This window comes from Agrococcus sp. GW821-FHT14H11 (assembly GCF_058803545.1).
The window spans coordinates 290821-307617 of record NZ_JBXAPA010000003.1; the positions used below are offsets into that span (position 1 = coordinate 290821).

Genomic DNA, 16797 nt, shown 5'->3' on the forward strand with positions numbered 1-16797 from the left:
ATGGCCCGGTCCCGGGCCCGCGGCACCCGCAACGCTGAGGGCCGCATGCGCCTCGGCGAGCACCTCGTCGAGCTGCGCCGTCGCCTGCTCATCTCCGCCGCCGCCGTGCTGGCGTGCACCGTCGCCGGCTTCTTCGTGGTCGACTGGCTGCTCGAGGTCCTGCAGCGCCCGCTCACCGAGCTCGCCGAGCAGGGCCGCATCACCGACCTGCTCTACACGACCGTCACCCAGGCGTTCGACCTCAAGCTGCGCATCGCCATCACCACGGGCGTGATCGTCGCGAGTCCCGTCTGGCTGTACCAGCTCATCCGCTTCTTCCTGCCCGGGCTGCGCACCAACGAGCGCAAGTACGTCTTCGGCTTCCTCGCCGCCGCGCTGCCGCTGTTCCTCGCCGGCTGCGCCGCCGGCTGGTTCGTGTTCCCGCACATCGTGCAGCTGCTCGTGCAGATCGCGCCGGTCGGGTCGCTGTCGTACCTCGACGCCACGATCTACTACGACTTCGCCTTCAAGCTGCTGCTCGCGGTCGGCGTCGGCTTCGTGCTGCCGGTGTTCCTCGTGGTGCTCAACTTCGCCGGCGTCGTCACCGGGCGCGGCATCCTGCGCGCCTGGCGCTGGGCGGTCATCGCGATCACGCTCTTCACCGCGATGGCGACGCCCGCAGCCGACGTGATGAGCATGTTCCTCCTCGCGATCCCCATGCTGGCGCTCTACTTCGGCGCCGCGGGCATCGCGATCTGGCACGACCGCAGGCTCGAGAAGCGCGCTGCTGCCAAGGTGGACGCATGAGCATCGCCACCGACGCGTTCGCCCGCGCGATGCCGTTCGGCCTCGACCCGTTCCAGCGCGAGGCGTGCGAGGCGATCGAGGCCGGCTCGAGCGTGCTCGTCGCCGCCCCGACGGGCGCCGGCAAGACGGTGGTCGCCGAGTTCGCGATCCACCTCACCATGGAGGCGCCCACCGGCCGCGTCTTCTACACGACGCCGATGAAGGCGCTGTCCAACCAGAAGCACCGCGAGCTCACCGAGGTCTACGGCAGCGCATCCGTGGGCCTCCTCACCGGCGACACGTCGATCAACGGCGACGCCCGCATCGTCGTGATGACGACCGAGGTGCTGCGCAACATGCTCTACGAGGGCCGCGACCTCTCGGCGCTCGAGTACGTCGTGATGGACGAGGTGCACTACCTCGCCGACCGCTTCCGCGGCGCCGTGTGGGAGGAGGTCATCATCCACCTCCCGCGCCACGTGCGGCTCGTGTCGCTCTCGGCCACGGTCTCGAACGCCGAGGAGTTCGGCGCCTGGCTCGACGCGGTGCGCGGCGACACCCGCGTGATCGTCAGCGAGCACCGGCCGGTGCCGCTCGACGCCCACGTGCACATCCGCGGACGCCTCGTCGACCTCTTCGACTCGAAGGCGGCGGAGGAGTCGCACCGGCCGAGCCGGGAGCTCGTCGAGCTCGCGCGCGGCGGCGACGTCGCCGACTCGGCCGCGCACGGCCACCGCGACCGGGGCGGCCACAACCGCTACCGCTCGCGGCGACCCCCGAAGGGCGGCCGCCGGCCCGCGCCGCCCGGCCGCGGCGGCTTCGGCGGCCGCGTCGACCGCGTCGCGCTCATCGCCATGCTGGACGAGCGCGAGATGCTGCCGGCGATCGACTTCATCTTCTCCAGGGCCGGATGCGACGCGGCCGTCCGGCAGGTCGTCGAGGGCGGGGTGCGGCTCACGACCCCCGAGGACCGCGCCGAGATCCGCGCGATCGTCGACGAGCGCTGCCGCCTGCTCGACGACGCCGACCTCGGCGTGCTCGGCTACTTCGACTGGCTCGACGGGCTCGAGCGCGGCGTCGCCGCGCACCACGCGGGCCTGCTGCCGGTGTTCAAGGAGGTCGTCGAGGAGCTCTTCCGCGCCCGCCTCGTGAAGGTCGTGTTCGCGACCGAGACGCTCGCGCTCGGCATCAACATGCCGGCCCGCACCGTGGTGCTCGAGCAGCTCGAGAAGTTCAACGGCGAGGCGCGCGTGCGCATCACGCCGGGGGAGTACACCCAGCTCACGGGCCGCGCGGGCCGTCGCGGCATCGACACCGAGGGGCACGGCGTCGTCATCTGGAACGGGGCGCTGCAGCCGGTCGAGGTCGCGTCGCTCGCGTCGCGCCGCACCTACCCGCTGCACTCGAGCTTCCGCCCGACGTACAACATGGCCGTGAACCTCGTCGACCGGCTCGGCGTCGTCGGCACCCGCGAGGTGCTCGAGACGTCGTTCGCGCAGTTCCAGGCCGACCGCTCGGTCGTGCAGCTCGCCCGGCGGGTCGTCGACCAGCGCGAGAGCCTCACGGCATACGAGTCGTCGATGACGTGCCACCTGGGCGACTTCTGCGAGTACGCCGAGCTGCGCCGGGAGGCGAGCGAGCTCGAGCGCGACGACCAGCGGCAGGGCATCAGCCACGGCGACCACGAGCGCAACCAGCGGCGGCTGAAGCGCCTGCGCGCCGCGATGCGGGCGCATCCGTGCCACGCGTGCCCGGAGCGCGAGCAGCACGCCCGCTGGGGCGAGCGCTACTGGCGGCTGCGGCGCGACATCGAGAAGGCGGAGCGGCAGATCGAGCGCCGCACCGGCCAGATCGCGCAGGCGTTCGACCGCATCGCCGAGATCCTGCGCGAGCTCGGCTACCTCGAGCGCACCGAGCACGGCGAGCGGGTCTCGGCCGCCGGCGACATGCTGCGCCGCATCTACGGCGAGCGCGACCTGCTGACGGCCGAGAGCCTGCGCCGCGGCCTCTGGAGCGGGCTCGACGCGCCCGCGCTCGCCGCGATCGCGTGCGCGCTCGTCTACGAGGGCCGGCGCGACGACGGCATGCTGCCCGAGCGGATGCTGCCGAAGGGGCCGTTCCTCGACGCGCTCGACGCGACGCAGCGCCTGTGGGCGCAGCTCGACGACCTCGAGCAGGCGCACCGGATGCCGGGCACCGAGCCGCTGCAGACGGGGCTCACGCTCGCGATGCACCGGTGGGCGCGCGGCTACCCGCTCGAGCACGTGCTGCGCGACACCGAGCTCGCCGCGGGCGACTTCGTGCGATGGACGAAGCAGACGATCGACGTGCTCGAGCAGCTCGAGCACGTGGCGCCCAAGCGGCTCGCGCGCACCGCCGCCGAGGCCGTCGACCGCATCCGCCGGGGCGTCGTCGAGGCGTCGGGGTCGGCGCTGTGACGGGCGCGCGCCCGTGACCGTCGGCAGCGCCACCGCGCGCCGCACCCGCGCCCGCCTGCCGCTCCCGACCGCCTACGCCTGGGCGGCGGCGATCGCCGCGGGCGCCGTCATGCCGCTCGCCTTCCAGCCGTTCGACTGGTGGCCGCTCATCCTGCCGGCCGTCGCGCTCGCCCTCGTCGCGCTCCGCGGCCGCACCCTCGGGGCCGCCTTCGGCATCGGCTTCGTCACCGGCGCGCTCTTCTTCCTGCTCCACATCCAGTGGATCACCGTCTACCTCGGCCCCGTACCGCTCATCGCCCTCACCGCGTGGATGGCGACCTGGTGGGGCCTCGGCGGGATGGCGCTCGCGCTCGCCTGGCGCTGGGGGGAGCCGCGGATGCGCGGTCCCGTGGGCTCGTTCCTCGGCGTCCCGGCGCTGCTCGGCGCCGTCTGGACGCTCCGCGAGAGCGCGTCGGCCACGGTGCCGTGGGGCGGCTTCGCCTGGGGCAGGCTCGCGCACTCGCAGGCCTCGAGCCCGCTCGCCGACACGACGAGCTGGGTCGGCCTCACGGGCCTCACCTTCCTCGTCGCGACGGCGTCGGCCCTCGTGCTGCAGCTCGTGCTCCACCACCGCACGATCCTGCGCCGCCGGCTCACGATCGGCGCCGCGGCGCTCATCCTGCTCGTGGCGATCCCCGCGTTCCCGGTCGAGCGCAGCGGCAGCCTGCGCGTGGGCGCGGTGCAGGGCGCGAGCGAGGCGGGGCTGCTCGCGCCGTACACGCCGGGCGAGATCCTGCAGCAGCACGTCGACGCGACCGAGGCGCTCCGCGGCGAGGAGCTCGACCTGCTCGTGTGGCCCGAGAACGCGGCGGAGTTCTTCGCCGACGAGTCCCCTCGCACGATGGCGACCCTCGACCGCATCGCGACCGGCTTCGACGCGCCGCTCGTGGTCGGCACGGTCACCCGCGACGGCGACGACACCTACAACGCGCTGCTGCAGGTCGAGCCGGGGGAGGGCGCGGTCGCCGAGTACCGCAAGCGCCGCCCGGTGCCCTTCGCCGAGTACCTGCCCCAGCGCGAGGTCTTCGCGCCCATCCTCGACGCCCTCGGGTTCCTCGAGCTCATCCCGCGCGACTACAGCGTCGACCCCACGAGCGCGAACGCCTTCGACGTCGCGGGCACGATCGCGGGCGTCGCCATCTGCTTCGACATCATCGACGACGCGCTCGCCCGCGAGATGGTGCTCGACCACGGCGCCGAGATCATCCTCGCGCCCACGAACAACGCCGACTTCGGCCGCGGCTCCGCCGAGAACGTGCAGCAGCTCGCGATCGCGCAGCTGCGGGCCGTCGAGGCGGGTCGCGCGCTCGTGAACATCTCGACCGTCGGCACGAGCGCCGTGATCGCCCCCGACGGCACGATGCTCGACCGCCTGCCGCAGTACGAGCCGGGTGCGATGCTCGAGGAGCTGCCGCTGTCGACGACCGTCACCCCGGGCATCCGTCTGGGAGCATGGATCGACCTGGCGCTCTCCATCGGCGCCGCACTCGCGCTCGCGGGCCTCGGCGCCGCGCACCTCGTACAACGGAAGGGACGGGCGGATGCCTGACGTGATGATCGTCGTGCCCACGTACAACGAGGTCGAGGGCCTCGAGCGCACGGTGGGGCGGCTGCGCCAGTCGGTGCCGCACGCCGAGCTCGTGATCGTCGACGACGGCAGCCCCGACGGCACGGGCGAGCTCGCCGACCGGCTCGCCAAGCACGACGCGGGCACGCTCGTCATCCACCGCTCCGAGCGGGGGTACCGCTCGGCCGTGATCGAGGGGATGCGCTTCGCGATGTCGCGCGGCGCGACCCGGGTGGTCGTCACCGACGCCGACGGCTCGTACGACGCCGACGGCCTGCCCGAGCTGCTCGCGGTCTCGAACGAGGGCGTCGACCTCGTGATCGGCTCGCGCTTCGTGGAGGGCAGCGACGTGCGCAACATGGGCGTGCGCCGCCGCCTCGCCGCGCAGCTCGGCAACGCCTACGCGCGCGCCATGCTGCAGACCGACGTGCAGGACCTCACGAGCTCGCTGCGCGTCTACCGCACGCGCATCCTGGCTTCGCTCGACCTCGACGCGATCCAGGTCGACGCGTACGCCTTCCAGATCGCGATGGCCGTGCGGGTCGCGCAGGCCGGCGGCACGATCGCCGAGGTGCCGATCGGCTTCATCGAGCGCGCCGTGGGCAGCTCGAAGATGCGCGTGGCCGAGGAGCTCGGCACGCTCGGCGCGGTCACGAAGTGGGGCCTCGCGGGCGTGCGCGCCCTGCCCAAGCCGCCGCGCTGAGCCCGCGCGCCGATCCGCCTACGGCAGCAGCGGCAGCGCCAGGTCGCAGCGATCGGTGACGATCCCGTCGACGCCCATCGCGAGGAGCTCCTGCATCTCGGCCGGGTCGTTGATCGTCCAGGCGTGCACCTCGACGCCCGCCGCGCGGAACGCGGCGATGCTGCGCTCGGTGAGGATCTCGATGCCGCGGTGCCGCCGCGGCACCTGCAGCGCCTCGACCGGCTCGAGCACGCGCGCGAGCGCCCGCTGCAGCCCGAGCCGCTGCGCGGCGAGCGCGCGCACCACCATCGGCTGCGAGGCGCTCGTCGCGACCTCCGGCAGCAGGGCGAGCGCCTGGCGCCGACGCCGCTCGGAGAACGAGGTGAGGAGCACGCGCGAGGCGGCCTTGGCCTCGACGACCGCGCGCACCGCCGGCACGACCGCCGCATCCGACTTCAGGTCGATGTTCCAGCGCGCGTCGGGCAGCGCCAGCAGCGCCTCGCGCAGGCCCGGCACGCCCTCGCTCTGGCCGAGGTCGATCTCGGCGAGGTCCTGCCAGAGCGTCTGCTCGATGACGATGTCGCGCCCGGCCACGCGGTCGAGGCTCGGGTCGTGCGCGATGACCGCGACGCCGTCGGCGGTCGCGTGCACGTCGGTCTCGAGGAACGTCGCCCCCGCGTCGAGCGCCGCGATGAAGGCGCGCATGGTGTTCTCGGGCGCCTCGAGCGCCAGCCCGCGGTGGGCGAGCACCCGCGGCGGGGCCGGGGTGAGGTAGGTCACTGCCGGGGCGACCCGCTGCCGTCGGATGCGCCGCGCGGGTCGTCGCCGTCGGCGCGCGGCAGGTCGGCGGCCGCGTCGCGGGCCGCCTCGAGCGCCTCGCCGTAGTCGGCGTCGGGCGTCTCGTCGGCGAGCGACGTCGAGGAGGAGACCGCGTCGGTCTGCCCCGCGCCCTGCGGGTCGATGCCCGACGCCTGCAGCGTCTCGGCGATCGACGGCACCTCGACGTCGCTCACGGAGTCGGCCTGGAAGGTCTCGTCGAGGATCGACGGCTCGGCGGCGTCGGAGTGCTTGCCCTTCTGCTTCTGGAACGGCACCTGGGCGCGGCCCTCGAAGAATCCGCGTCCCACGCCCTGCAGGGCATCCGTGAGCTCGGACGGGATGATCCACAGCTTGTTGGCGTCGCCCTCGGCGAGCTTCGGCAGGGTCTGGAGGTACTGGTAGGCGAGCAGCTTGTCGTCGGCGTCGCCCTCGTGGATGGCGGCGAAGACGCGCTCGATGGCCTCCGACTCGCCCTTCGCGAGCAGCACCTGCGCCTCGGCATCGCCCTTGGCGCGCAGCACCTGGGCCTTCGCCTGGCCCTCGGCGCGGAGGATCTCGGACTGGCGGAGGCCCTCGGCCTCGAGGATCTGCGACTGCTTCGAGCCCTCGGCGGTGAGGATCGCGGCGCGGCGGTCGCGCTCGGCGCGCATCTGCTTCTCCATCGAGTCCTGGATGGAGTGGGGCGGGTCGATCGCCTTCAGCTCGACGCGGCCGACGCGCAGGCCCCACTTGCCGGTGGCCTGGTCGAGCACGTTGCGCAGCTGGCCGTTGATCGTGTCGCGGCTGGTCAGCGCCTCCTCGAGGTTCATGCCGCCGACGACGTTGCGGAGCGTCGTGGTGGTGAGCTGCTCGACGGCCGACAGGTAGTCGGCGATCTCGTAGGTCGCCGCTCGCGCGTCGGTGACCTGGAAGTAGACGACGGTGTCGATCGAGACGACCAGGTTGTCCTCGGTGATCACCGGCTGCGGCGGGAACGAGCGCACCTGCTCGCGCATGTCGACGTGGTACGCGACCCGGTCGATGAACGGCACGAGGAAGTTGAGGCCTGGCTGCAGCACCCGGTGGAAGCGGCCGAGCCGCTCGACCACGCCGGTGAAGCCCTGCTTGATGATCCGGATCGACCTGAAGAGCGTGACGAGCACGAACAGGACGACGAGGATCACCACGATCGTCAGGAACACTCCGAGGATGAATCCTCCGTCGATCGGCATGGGGTCTCCTTGGTCTATCGCTGGGCGGGGACGACGATCGCCGTCGCCCCGTCGATGGCGGTGACGACGATGCGCTCGCCGACGTCGGGGTCGCGCGGCTGCACGGTGGGGGAGAGGCGGGCGGTCCAGGTGTCGCCGTTCGCGAGCGTCACCTCGCCGGCGCCGCGCTCGAACGAGCGGGTGACCTCGCCGGGCATCCCGAGCAGGGCCTCGATGCCCTGCTTGTTGACCTCGCCGGACTCGTGGAGGCGCTGCAGCAGCTTGGGCCGCACGAGCAGCAGGAGCAGCAGGGCCGACGCGGCGGCGATCAGGATCTGCGCCCACCACGGGAGACCGGTGATGCTCGAGACGAGGCCGACCACCGACGACATCCCGATCATGAGGAACGTGAACTCGAGCGTGACCATCTCGATGATGAAGCACACGAGCGCCACCACGAGCCACGCGATCCATGCGTATTGGATGAGGTCCACGTCGCCAGCGTAGTCAGCGGATGCTGTGTCCGGGCCAGGCGCGCGGCTGCCCGCCCACCCCTCGCGCCCCGGCCCATCTCGCACGGGCGGCCCAGTAGTGTCGTGGGGAACCGAAGGAGCTCCCGTGCCCGATCCCGCCTCCGCATCCCTCGCACCCGGCTCGCTGTCGGGCCGCACCGCACTCGTCACCGGCTCGAGCCGCGGCATCGGCGCCGCGACCGTCGACCTGCTGGCCCGCGCGGGCGCCGACGTGGTCGTCAACTACCGCGCCAAGGCCCCGCGCGCCCAGAAGGTCGTCGCCGCGGCCGAGGCCCAGGGCGTGCAGGCGATCGCCGTGCAGGCCGACCTGACCGACGCCGCCAGCGTCGCGGCGATGTTCGCCGCCGCCGAGGAGCGCTTCGGCGGCCTCGACATCCTCGTGATGAACGCCTCCGGCGGCATGGAGGCCGGCATGGGCGAGGACTACGCGATGCGGCTCAACCGCGACGCGCAGGTCGCGCTGCTCGACGCGGCCGTGCCGGTGCTGCGCGACGGCGCGCGGGTCGTCTTCGTCACGAGCCACCAGGCGCACTTCATCCGCACGACGCCGACGATGCCCGAGTACGAGGCCGTCGCGCTGTCGAAGCGCGCCGGCGAGGACGCCCTCCGGGAGCGCATCCCCGCCCTCGCCGAGCGCGGCATCGAGCTCGTGGTGGTCTCGGGCGACATGATCGAGGGCACCATCACCGCGACCCTGCTCGAGCGCGCCAACCCCGGCGCGATCGCGAGCCGCCGCGAGGACGCCGGCCGGCTCTACAACGTCGAGGAGTTCGCCCGCGAGGTGGCGCTCGCCGCCGTCGAGCCAGTGCCCGCCGACAGCACGCGCCTCGTCGGCGACGTCTCCGGCTTCGCGACCGACGAGGGAGGGCAGGCCTGATGCGCGCCGACGACATCGAGCGCCTCGTCTCGCTCTCCCGCCCGGCCGTCCACCCGAGCGGCGAGTACGCCGTGGTCGCCGCCTCGAGGCCGAGCCTCCGCGCCAACCGCAACGTCGGCCAGCTGTGGCGCGTGTCGCTGCGCGACGGCGCCCGGCGCCGCATCACCGGCGGCGTCGCCGACCGCTCGCCGCGCCTCACGCCCGACGGCGGCACGCTGCTGCTCGTGCGCGACGACGATGCCGGCAAGCCGCAGGTGTGGGCGATGCGCGTCGACGGCGGCGAGCCGGTGCAGGCCACCGCGCAGCCCGGCGGCGTGCTCGAGTACGCCGTCTCGCCCGACGGCACCCGCATCGCCTTCACGGCGGCCGTGCTCGAGCCGGGCCGCTACGGCTCGGTCGAGGGCGTCAGCGCCGCGCAGGAGCCCGCGCGCCTCATCACGCGCAACCGCAACCTGGCGAACGGCACCGGCAGCCTCATCGGCCGCCGGTCGCACCTGTTCGTCGCGCCGCTGCCCGACCTCGACGGCGAGCCCCGCTACGAGCGCGCCGCGCACCCGCACGACGAGCCGGGTCGCATCGACGACGCCCCGCACGCGCCGGAGGCCATCCGCCTCAGCCACGGCGAGTTCGACCACTCGGCGCCGGCCTTCTCGGCCGACGGCGAGCGCGTGCTGTGCATCACGGCGCGCCACGACACCCGCGACGACGACCTGCTGAACGCGGTCGTCGAGTTCGACGCGGGCGTCGCCGAGGGCGAGCCGCACACGATCCTCAGCTCGCGCGCCGGGCTCTCGGTCGCCGAGGTGCAGCCGACGCCCGACGGCGGCTTCGTGCTGCTCGCGCAGCAGATGGGGGAGTCGGGCCGCGACTTCGTCGGCCGCAGCACGCAGCTGTTCGTGCTCGAGCACCCCGGCGCGCACCCGGAGGAGGTCACCGAGGGCGACACCGTCGACCTGGGCGAGCCGGGCAGCCACGCGACCGTCGTCGAGGACGGCGTGCTCGTGCAGCAGCGCCGCCGCGGCCGCGTCGTGCTCGTGCACGTCACGGGCGGCGGCTCCAAGGAGCTCATCGGCGGCGACGTCGAGGTCATCGGCCACGGCGTGGGCGACGGCGTCACCGTCGCGACCGTCGCGACCCCGACGTCCGCGGGCGAGGTGGCCGTGCTCGACGACCGCGGCGTGACCGTGCTCACCGACTTCGGCGCGCCCCTCGCGGAGGCCGGCATCGCCGCGCCCGTCGAGCACGAGTTCCCCACCCGCGACGGCGGCACGGTGCACGGCTGGGTCTGGGTGCCCGAGGGCGAGGGCCCGCATCCCGTGCTGCTGAACATCCACGGCGGGCCGTTCGCGCAGTACGGCGTGGGCGTGTTCGACGAGGCGCAGGTCGCGGTCGACGCGGGCTACGCAGTCGTGCAGTGCAACCCGCGCGGCTCGGCCGGCTACGGCCGCGAGCACGGCATCGCGATCCGCCAGGCCATGGGCACGGTCGACATGGCAGACGCACTCGACTTCCTCGACGCATCCATCGACGCCCACCCCGAGCTCGACCGCGAGCGGCTCGGCATCATGGGCGGCTCGTACGGCGGCTACCTGACCGCGTGGACGATCGCCCACGATCACCGCTTCGCGGCGGCGATCGTCGAGCGCGGCTTCCTCGACCCCGAGTCGTTCGCCGGCACGAGCGACATCGGCTGGTTCTTCGGCGGCGAGTACACCGGCACCGACCCGGATGCGATGCGGGCGCAGAGCCCGATGGCGCGCGTCGGCGACGTGCGGACGCCGACGCTCGTCGTGCACTCCGAGCAGGACTGGCGGTGCCCGCCCGAGCAGGCGCAGCGCTACTGGGCCGCACTCAAGCGCAACGACGTCGAGACGGCGCTGCTGCTGTTCCCGGGCGAGAACCACGAGCTGACGCGCTCGGGCCAGCCGCGGCACCGCGTCGAGCGCTTCGAGCACGTGCTGCGCTGGTGGGCGAAGCACCTGCCGACGCAGCAGAACCACGGGCAGTAGGCGGGACGGCCGGCCCCGTCGAGCGGCATCGCTCGCGCGGCGGGGCTAGGCGGCCCGGGCTAGGCCGTGGGCTGCACCCCGTCGGCGACCGCGGCCACGACCCGGTCGCGGCCCTCGTCGTCGAGCAGGCCCAGCTCGTGCGCGATGCGCGCCGCCTCGTCGTAGGAGGAGTGGAAGCGGATGCCGGCGGCCTCGAGCTCGACGCGCGCCGCGCCCTCGACGGGCACGACCTCGTGGATGAGCACCGCCACGCCGAGGCCCGCGCCGCGGCGCAGCATCTCGGCGCCCACCTGCGGGTCGGCCTGGCCGCTGTCGCCGAGGAACATGAAGCGGCACTCGGGGAACAGCTCGCGCTCCCGGCCGAAGTTCTGCAGCTTGCGCTGCTTGATCGACTGCTTCGTGAAGAGGTTGAGGAAGGAGCCGCCGAGCACCGCGTGCGGCGGCAGCCCCAGGTCGGCGAGCCCGCCGCGCGTGTACTGCTCGATGAGGCCGCGGGGCCCCTCGGGGCGCGCGGTGACGAACGTCAGGTCGCCGGGGCGCGACGGCTCGCCGGAGTGGCCCTCGTCGAGCTCGATGAGCAGCTCGACCACGCCCGGGTAGACGATGCCGCGCGGGTAGCGGGTCTCGTGCAGCATGGCGCGCACCGTGTCGTCGATGTCGCACAGGATGCGGAGGTCGTGGACGGGGGAGTCGGCGGCCTCGGCGGCGATGTGGGCGAGCACCGCCTCGCGGTCGGCGGGCAGCAGCCGCTCGTAGACGACGTGCTCGAGGTCGTGCCGGTCGCCGGAGGCGTTCAGCAGGTACTTCATGTCGCGGAACGGCTCGCCCGTGAGCGACAGCAGCATGCTGCGCACGCCGTGCGACACCGTCGGATCGAGCGGCAGGCCGCGCAGCGCGTGCACGATGCGCGCGCGCATGGCGGGGCTCAGCTCGGCGGAGCGGTCGACGCACAGCAGCTGCACGAGCTCGCGCCGCTCCCGCCGTCGCAGGAGCCCCGTGAGGAGGTTGCCGGCGATGGCGTCGACGGTGCGCTGCAGGTCGATCTGGGCGAGCACGGACTCGAGCGCGCCCTCGGGGGTCGCCCGCAGCTTGGCCAGGGCCTCGGAGGGGTTCACGGCTCCGATCCTGGCACCCGCACCCTGAGCGCGGCGTGATCGATGCGCGCGTCGATCCGCTCGGCCCTGCCCGCCGGGTCGCCGTCGAGCTGCACGGGCATCGGGGCGTCGACGGCGCCGAGCGTCACCCGCTCGGCGCGCCGGTGCCGCAGCACGCCCTCCGCGCGCGCGAGCCCCGCGCCCGCGGCGGCGATGCGGCCCCAGTGCGCGAGGTGGCGCGGGCTCACCGTGGCCACGTGCAGCAGCCCGTCGTCGAGCCGGGTGCCCGGCAGCACCCGCAGCCCCGCGGGGATGCGCGCGGCGTTGTGCACGAGCACGCTCCACGCGCGGGCCGCCTCGACCGGGCCGCCGTCGAAGCGGCCGCGCACGGCGAAGCTGGGGTGCCCGAAGCGGCGCGCGCCCGCGGCGACGTAGGAGAGCCAGCCGAGCCGGCGCTTCGCGCGCAGCGACGACGCCTCGACGGCGAGCGCGTCGTTCCCGACCCCGACGACGACCAGGAACGGCGCCTCCGGCTCGCGCTCGCCGCCGGCGCGCGTCAGCACCACGCGGCCGAGGTCGATGTGCGCGGTCGGGCCGGAGACCGCGACGCGCGCCGCGGCGGCGACGTCGTGCAGCGGCAGGTCGAGGTTCCTCGCGAACAGGTTGGCCGTGCCGGCAGGCACGATGCCGAGCGGCATGCCGGTGTGCGCGAGCTCGGCCGCGATCGCACGGACCGTGCCGTCGCCGCCGACCGCCACGACCGCATCCGCCCCGGCTGCGAGCGCCGCGCGGGCCTGCGCGCCGCCAGGCTCGGCCGCGGTGGTCGCAGCGACCCGCGCGTCGAGGCCCGCGCGCGCCGCCTCGCGCAGCACCGCGTCGACGGCCCGCGCGGCACCGCGGGCCGTGGGGTTGCCGATGACGACGAGCTCGGGCACGCGGCCAGGCTAGCGAGCGCTCAGCCCGCGTCGGCGACGACGAGCCTGCCGCCGAGCCACGCCGCCATCGACTCGAGCTCGGCGTCGACGGCGCGCCGCAGGCGCCGGTCGGGCTCCGCGTCCCAGTGGATGCGCGCCACGCGCAGCGCGCCGGCGTCGCGGTCGGTGCGCGCGTCGACCTTGCCCACCAGCCGGTCGCCGTCGAGGATCGGCAGCGCGAAGGCGCCCCAGCGTCGCCTCGCCGCCGGCGTGTACTGCTCGAGCGCGTAGTCGAAGGCGAACAGCTCCGCCATGCGCCGCCGCTCGGCGATGAGGCGGTCGACGGGGGAGAGGATCGCCACGCGCCCGGCGAATCCCTCCGCGGTCGCCGCCTCGTCGAGCCGCCACTCGCGCCGCGTGCCCTCGACGAGCACCGGCACGCCCGCGTCGCCGACGAGCGCCGGACGCGCGATGCCGAGGGAGCGCAGCCGGCGGCGGTCGCGCTCCGCGGCGGCCTCGGCCGCGTCGAGCGACGGACCCGGCGGCAGCACGCGCTCGGCGAGGTCCCACACCCGCTCGAGGCCGGCGCGCTCGGCGACCGCGACGACGCCCGCGCGCAGCAGGTGCTCGAGCATCATGGCGACATCGCGGCCGGTGTTCCAGCCGCTCGAGGCGTAGGGCGCGTCGGCGGTGTCGTCGATCTCGCGCTGGGGGAGCGGGCCGTCGGCGCGCAGCTGCTCGAGCAGCCGCTGGCGGAAGCCGGCGTTCTGGTCGAGCCACTCGCCACCACGTGCGGCGGCCGCGGCCATCTCGGGCCGGTGCAGCGGCAGGTCGGCCGTCGGCACGAGGGCCACCGCGTGCGGCTCGCGCGGCGACGGCTGCAGGATCCACTCGAACAGCGACTGCTCGACCTCGGCCGCCCGGCGCACCGCGCCGGCGTCGATCGCGTGCCCCAGCCGCGACCAGGCGACGTGCTCGGCGGCGGGCATCACGATGTCGGTGACGTTGACCTGCAGCAGCGTCAGGTGCCGCGCCACGTCGACGAGGTCGTCGGAGCCGCCGACGAGCGCGCGGTCGGCGTCGAGCAGCTGCGCCCGCACCGCGATGCGGCGCGCCTCGGTGCGCGGGATCGTGCGCGGCTCGGCCATGCGTCGACGGTAGTGCCGCGGTGCCAGGATGGTGCCATGTCTGATCGCGCTGCGCTCCGTCCCGAGACCGTCACGGTGAGCGCTGGCCGCCCCGCCCACGTGCCCGGCGCCCCCTTCAACGAGCCGGTGACCTTCGCGAGCGCGTTCGTGGCCGGCGGCGAGCTCGAGTACGCGCGCTACGGCAACCCGACGTGGACGGCGCTCGAGGAGGCGCTCGGCGCGCTCGAGGGCGGCGAGTGCATCTCGTTCGCGAGCGGCATGGCCGCGGTGAGCGCGGTCGCCGCGCTCGTGCCGCACGGCGGCGCGGTCGTCGTGCCGCAGCACGCGTACCAGCACACCCTGATGCTGCTCGACACCGGCGCCGCGGAGGGCCGCTTCGAGGTGCGTCGGGTCGACATCGCCGACGCCGCCGCGGTCGAGGCCGCGATGCCCGGCGCGGCGATGGTGTGGATCGAGTCGCCGACGAACCCCGCGCTCGAGGTCGCCGACATCGCGAGGCTCGCGGCCGCGGCGCGGGCTGCCGGCGCGCTGAGCGTCGTCGACAGCACGTTCGCGTCGCCGCTCGTGCAGCGGCCGCTCGAGGACGGCGCCGACGTCGTGGTGCACTCCGCGACGAAGCTCATCGCCGGGCACAGCGACATCGTGCTCGGCGCGGTCGCGACCGGCAGCGCCGACCTCGCCGAGCGCATCCGCCAGCACCGCGGGCTGCACGGCGCGATCCCGGGCCCCATGGAGGCGTTCCTCGCGCTCCGGGGCCTGCGCACCCTCTCGGTGCGCCTCGAGCGCGCGCAGGCGAACGCGCGCGAGCTGACGCGCAGGCTCGCGGATGCGCCGGGCGTCGTCGAGGTGCGCGACCCCGGGTTCGGGACGGTGCTCGCGATCGTGCTCGCCGATGCGGCGGCCGCCGACCGCGTCGTCGAGCGCGTGCGCCTGTGGATCCCGGCGACGAGCCTCGGGGGAGTGGAGTCCACCCTCGAGCGTCGGCGCCGGTGGGCGACCGAGGCCCCGACCATCCCGGAGGGGCTCATCCGCCTCTCGGTCGGCATCGAGCACATCGACGACCTCGCCGACGACCTGCTGCGGGCGCTGGCGGCATGACGGCGCGCCCGCTCGCCGATGGCGCGGTGCTGCGCCCCGCGCGGCCCGGCGACGAGCCCGGCATCCTCGCGATGATCGAGGCGCTCGCGCGCTACGAGCGCGAGCCCGACGCGGTCGAGAATACCGCGCCGATGCTGACGGCGGCCCTCTTCGGCGACGAGCCGCGCGTCTTCGCGCACGTGGTCGAGCACGAGGGCGCGATCGTCGGCATCGCGATCTGGTTCGTCACCTACTCGACCTGGACGGGCACGCACGGCATCTGGCTCGAGGATCTCTACGTCGACGAGCGGATGCGCGGGCGCGGCCACGGCCGCGCGCTCATGTCGGCGCTGGCGGCCGAGTGCGTCGAGCGCGGCTACCGGCGCTTCGAGTGGACCGTGCTCGACTGGAACGCGCCCTCGATCGCCTTCTACCGCTCGATCGGCGCCGAGCCGATGTCGGAGTGGACGACGCAGCGGCTCTCGGGCGAGCGGCTCGCGGAGCTCGCCGGCCGCTGAGCGGCCGCGGGCGCCGGGGGAGCGCCGCTCAGCCCAGCCGCAGCCGCGAGGGGCGCACGAGCCGGGCGCCTGCGGCGTCCCAGCCGTCGCGGATCGGTGCCGCGTCGTCGATCGAGAACGACGCCTGCGCCGCCGCGAGGTCGGGGTAGCGGCCGAGCGAGGCGCCGGCGCCGTCGACCGCGACGAACTCCTCGAGGCTCTCCTCGACGAAGCCCAGGAACGTCAGGCCGTCGTCGTCGGCGCGGCTCGCGACCCAGAGGCCGTTGCCGGGCGTGGCCCACGTCACGGCGGTCGCATCGATCGTCTCGGAGCGGTTCGGCCTTGCCATCGTGTCGGTCATGACCGCTCCTTCGAGATTCGTTAGTTCGACAATCGAAATGTATCACGCTCGAACGGTATAGTCGGACCTGACAGCGGATTCCCAGGCACGGCCCGGGGGACGGGGCGCACGGGAGCGGAGGCGGAGATGCGGCAGGCGGAGTCGAACGAGGGCTCGGGCTACTGGTACCCGCAGCACGGCGTGCCGACGAGCGTCGACGTGCTGAACCTGCTGCGCCGGTACCGCGCGACGGAGGGCGCGATGCGCGCCCGGACGCGCTCGTCGATGGGCATGGGCGAGACCGACCTGCTGGCGCTGCGCATCCTGCTGCAGACACAGCGCAGCGGCGAGCTCATGCGGCAGCGCGATCTCGCGCACGCCCTCGGGCTCGCGTCGCCGTCGGTGACGGCACTCGTCGACCGCCTGGTGCGCAGCGGCCACGTGCGCCGCGAGCCGCATCCCGACGACCGGCGCGCGACGATCGTCGTGCCGACGACCGATACCGACACCGAGGTGCGCGCGACGCTCGGCGCGATGCACCGTCGCATGATCGACGTCATCGACAGCATGGACGAGACCGAGCGCCTCGCCGTCGCGAGCTTCCTGCAGCGGATGGTCGCGGCCGTCGAGCAGGTCGACGAGCACGAGGAGCCGGCCCCGGCACCCGTGCTGACCGCCTAGCCCCGTCCGGCGCTCCTGCGTCAAGCGCCGATAATGCACATTATGTCGGATCAAGGTGGGTAGTACCCCCACTCGTACGGTTGGTCTCACTCCCCGCGCGTGACGCTCACTCTCCGAGAATCATGGC

The 16797-nt window shown here is 74.1% G+C and carries 15 protein-coding genes and 1 pseudogene; 9 read left to right on the top strand and 7 right to left on the bottom strand.

Features of this window, described 5'->3' with window-relative positions; all coding sequences use genetic code 11:
• Genes tatC through AC1RNL_RS05350 form a run of 4 tightly spaced genes read left to right on the top strand, consistent with a single transcriptional unit; the run spans position 1 to position 5512 of the window.
• On the top strand, positions 1-786 hold the full coding sequence (gene tatC, locus AC1RNL_RS05335) for a twin-arginine translocase subunit TatC (RefSeq protein ID WP_225792718.1): 786 nt from the start codon (positions 1-3) through the stop codon (positions 784-786).
• Positions 783-3203 carry a DEAD/DEAH box helicase gene (locus tag AC1RNL_RS05340; RefSeq protein ID WP_492934637.1) on the top strand — a complete coding sequence of 807 codons (2421 nt, stop codon included), beginning with the start codon at positions 783-785 and terminating at the stop codon, positions 3201-3203. Before tatC ends, AC1RNL_RS05340 begins: the two co-directional genes overlap by 4 nt.
• 13 nt (positions 3204-3216) lie before the next feature.
• Positions 3217-4791: an apolipoprotein N-acyltransferase gene (gene lnt / locus AC1RNL_RS05345; protein ID WP_492934638.1), complete on the top strand. Its 1575-nt coding sequence runs from the start codon at positions 3217-3219 to the stop codon at positions 4789-4791.
• Positions 4784-5512 carry a glycosyltransferase gene (locus tag AC1RNL_RS05350; protein WP_128189363.1) on the top strand — a complete coding sequence of 243 codons (729 nt, stop codon included), beginning with the start codon at positions 4784-4786 and terminating at the stop codon, positions 5510-5512. The genes lnt and AC1RNL_RS05350 overlap by 8 nt, the downstream gene beginning before the upstream one ends.
• An 18-nt stretch (positions 5513-5530) precedes the next feature.
• Here AC1RNL_RS05350 and AC1RNL_RS05355 read toward each other — a convergent pair whose 3' ends face one another.
• From AC1RNL_RS05355 to AC1RNL_RS05365, 3 genes and pseudogenes are all read right to left on the bottom strand, one after another.
• Positions 5531-6271: a glycerophosphodiester phosphodiesterase family protein gene (locus AC1RNL_RS05355; protein WP_364193789.1), complete on the bottom strand. Its 741-nt coding sequence runs from the start codon at positions 6269-6271 to the stop codon at positions 5531-5533.
• Positions 6272-6603: 332 nt separating this feature from the next.
• Positions 6604-7521 (bottom strand): annotated as a pseudogene (locus tag AC1RNL_RS05360) (SPFH domain-containing protein); the annotation flags it as partial.
• 14 nt (positions 7522-7535) lie between these two features.
• Positions 7536-7994 carry an NfeD family protein gene (locus AC1RNL_RS05365; protein WP_225792717.1) on the bottom strand — a complete coding sequence of 153 codons (459 nt, stop codon included), beginning with the start codon at positions 7992-7994 and terminating at the stop codon, positions 7536-7538.
• A gap of 124 nt (positions 7995-8118) precedes the next feature.
• Here AC1RNL_RS05365 and AC1RNL_RS05370 point away from each other — a divergent pair, with 124 nt between their 5' ends.
• Both AC1RNL_RS05370 and AC1RNL_RS05375 read left to right on the top strand, forming a co-directional pair.
• The gene (locus AC1RNL_RS05370) at positions 8119-8910 is read left to right on the top strand and encodes an SDR family oxidoreductase (RefSeq protein ID WP_492934639.1); all 792 of its coding nucleotides are present in this window, start codon (positions 8119-8121) and stop codon (positions 8908-8910) included.
• Positions 8910-10919, top strand: a complete 2010-nt coding sequence (locus tag AC1RNL_RS05375) for a S9 family peptidase (protein WP_492934640.1) — start codon at positions 8910-8912, stop codon at positions 10917-10919. The genes AC1RNL_RS05370 and AC1RNL_RS05375 overlap by 1 nt, the downstream gene beginning before the upstream one ends.
• Positions 10920-10978: 59 nt before the next feature.
• Here the strand turns inward: AC1RNL_RS05375 and AC1RNL_RS05380 are convergent, their stop codons facing one another.
• Genes AC1RNL_RS05380 through AC1RNL_RS05390 form a run of 3 tightly spaced genes read right to left on the bottom strand, consistent with a single transcriptional unit; the run spans position 10979 to position 14075 of the window.
• Positions 10979-12034 (bottom strand): hypothetical protein, encoded by a 1056-nt coding sequence (locus AC1RNL_RS05380; protein ID WP_492934641.1) that lies wholly within the window; start codon positions 12032-12034, stop codon positions 10979-10981.
• Positions 12031-12948, bottom strand: coding sequence for a diacylglycerol/lipid kinase family protein (locus tag AC1RNL_RS05385; RefSeq protein ID WP_246990945.1), 918 nt, complete (start codon positions 12946-12948; stop codon positions 12031-12033). Before AC1RNL_RS05385 ends, AC1RNL_RS05380 begins: the two co-directional genes overlap by 4 nt.
• Positions 12949-12968: 20 nt before the next feature.
• Positions 12969-14075: a DNA glycosylase AlkZ-like family protein gene (locus AC1RNL_RS05390; protein ID WP_492934642.1), complete on the bottom strand. Its 1107-nt coding sequence runs from the start codon at positions 14073-14075 to the stop codon at positions 12969-12971.
• A gap of 36 nt (positions 14076-14111) precedes the next feature.
• On the opposite strand from AC1RNL_RS05390, the gene AC1RNL_RS05395 reads away from it, so the two are divergent.
• Both AC1RNL_RS05395 and AC1RNL_RS05400 read left to right on the top strand, forming a co-directional pair.
• Positions 14112-15173: a trans-sulfuration enzyme family protein gene (locus AC1RNL_RS05395; RefSeq protein ID WP_364193775.1), complete on the top strand. Its 1062-nt coding sequence runs from the start codon at positions 14112-14114 to the stop codon at positions 15171-15173.
• The gene (locus tag AC1RNL_RS05400) at positions 15170-15670 is read left to right on the top strand and encodes a GNAT family N-acetyltransferase (protein WP_492934643.1); all 501 of its coding nucleotides are present in this window, start codon (positions 15170-15172) and stop codon (positions 15668-15670) included. Before AC1RNL_RS05395 ends, AC1RNL_RS05400 begins: the two co-directional genes overlap by 4 nt.
• Before the next feature lie 28 nt (positions 15671-15698).
• On the opposite strand, the gene AC1RNL_RS05405 is transcribed toward AC1RNL_RS05400, so the two are convergent.
• Positions 15699-16010, bottom strand: coding sequence for a hypothetical protein (locus tag AC1RNL_RS05405; RefSeq protein WP_146356036.1), 312 nt, complete (start codon positions 16008-16010; stop codon positions 15699-15701).
• 126 nt (positions 16011-16136) lie between these two features.
• Here AC1RNL_RS05405 and AC1RNL_RS05410 point away from each other — a divergent pair, with 126 nt between their 5' ends.
• Complete coding sequence (locus tag AC1RNL_RS05410) at positions 16137-16670, top strand: MarR family winged helix-turn-helix transcriptional regulator (protein WP_128189347.1); 534 nt, start codon at positions 16137-16139, stop codon at positions 16668-16670.
• The last annotated feature ends 127 nt before the right edge of the window (positions 16671-16797 follow it).